This is a genomic window from Arsenophonus nasoniae DSM 15247 (assembly GCF_000429565.1).
GTDB lineage: Bacteria > Pseudomonadota > Gammaproteobacteria > Enterobacterales > Enterobacteriaceae > Arsenophonus > Arsenophonus nasoniae.
In genome coordinates this window covers 1-1,826 of the sequence record NZ_AUCC01000203.1, presented here as the reverse complement: position 1 = coordinate 1,826, position 1,826 = coordinate 1, and the positions used below count along the sequence as shown (strand labels likewise).

Below are 1,826 nucleotides of genomic sequence, written 5' to 3'. Positions count from 1 at the left end.
GGTCCTAGTTGTGCATACTCTAATGCAGTCACCTCACGGGATAACAAAAAACCAATACGCCAGCGTTGTTCACCCTGCGCAACAGGATGTTCATGACTCGCGGTGGTATAGGCAAAACATTGATAAAAACTGAGAATGCCTGATAACATTTCCCACGCCGCTAACGTACAACCATCCATGTCAAGCCATAACACGCTGCGGTTACCCGCATTAAGTGCGTTACGCCCTTTTTTGGCATTTTTCATTGCACCCCAGATATAATTAAGGGCTTTTTTCTTTTTGTCGAAAACCGCTTTTGGATCGGTTGGACTAATATTAATATGCTTGGTTAATTTTTTGATCGCCTGCTGATACTCGGCAAAAGAGCCAGCAACAGCAGGACTCGGGCGCTGATCAGTAACACTACGCCCGACGGAATAATTTATTTGCATGAGTTATTTGGCCTTTGACTTATTTAATCTTGACTTGTTAGAAGAATTAGTCATTTTCTTTAAATAAAATTTTTCTAGGGCAACCATCGTAGATATACGAGAATCCTTAGTCTTTCCAGTCAGTATTCGGCTTATTGAAGGCTGTTTAATACCCGTATTAGCTTCTATTTCTGATTGAGTTAATCCCAGTGCTAATAATGCTTTAACGATTTCTATAGGTGATTTCTCATACATGGTATTTCTCCAATTTAGTTTTATTTAGTCGTTAAAAATACCAATTCGCATAAATATTTGCAATGCGAAAAATTTATTTAAATTCAATTATAATATGCGTAAAAGTATATTTTGAATTTAATATATAATTTATAGGGGATAACATAATGGGAATGGGGACTCAAAATTTAAATAAAAATATCAAGATATTAATGGATGAAAAGGGGGTAAAGAGCGTTGCTGAACTATCACGTCGAATTGGGATGCCACAACCAACGCTACATAGAATGTTAAATGGAGAAGTTAAAAGTCCACGATTAGAAATAGTTCAGAAAATTGCTAATTTTTTTAGAGTCGAAGCAAATGAATTGTTATATAAAGACTTAAGTACAACAAATATCTCTGAAGAAAGAGATACAACATCATTCACAAGGATCGAACTCAATGCTATTCCGTTTAATTTTTGTAAGGTTCCTGTGTTAGGAACAACACAGTTGGGCGGCGGTGGATATTGGAATTCCAAAGAATCATCGATCGAACATGACTATGGTTATATTGTTTGGCCGACGGAGGATAAAGATGCTTTTGCGCTTCGTTGCCAAGGCGAATCAATGATGCCACGAATTCAACATGGAGAATTTGTTGTTATGGAACCCAACTATAAATATAAACCCGGTGACGAGGTTCTAGTTCAGGATGATAATGGACAGGTTATGGTAAAAACATTTCTTTATCAAAGAGATGACGTTATTCATTTGCTTTCTATTAACGCTGACCACCCACCAATACGTCTCGCAGCGTCAACCATTAAAAAAATCATTTACGTGGCAGGCATTGCTAAGGATTCTCTTTACCATAGAGACTAAGTGAGTACTTCTACTCAAAGCCCTATACGATTTCTCAAAAAATAATGCGGAAAATAATTGACTAAATGTATTTTTCGCATAATATTAGCTATGCGATTATGAATAAAATGATTTATAGAACACCCGCTCTTTAACAATTTAGAAAGTCGGAATGTACAGCGCGTTATGTCTGTATGAGTGCAGTGGTGCACGTTGCATAGAGTGCGATCCGCTCCTTGCAAGACAGCAATGTCAAGGGACAGGCAGCCATAACAGAGTGTACAAACGCAAAAAACACTAATTATAGGTCATTTTGCGAAGTGGCCTATGGTGAGTG

2 protein-coding genes and 1 pseudogene are annotated in these 1,826 nt (G+C 37.5%); 1 reads left to right on the top strand and 2 read right to left on the bottom strand.

All coding sequences use genetic code 11. From position 1 onward, the window contains the following. Positions 1–431, bottom strand: a pseudogene (locus tag G468_RS21835) (virulence-associated E family protein); the annotation flags it as partial. 3 nt (positions 432–434) lie between these two features. Then, complete coding sequence (locus G468_RS0117445; RefSeq protein ID WP_276324691.1) at positions 435–689, bottom strand: helix-turn-helix transcriptional regulator; 255 nt, start codon at positions 687–689, stop codon at positions 435–437. A 122-nt stretch (positions 690–811) separates the two neighbouring features. Here G468_RS0117445 and G468_RS0117440 point away from each other — a divergent pair, with 122 nt between their 5' ends. Further along, positions 812–1,510, top strand: a complete 699-nt coding sequence (locus G468_RS0117440) for a S24 family peptidase (protein WP_026824087.1) — start codon at positions 812–814, stop codon at positions 1,508–1,510. Positions 1,511–1,826: the final 316 nt, after the last annotated feature.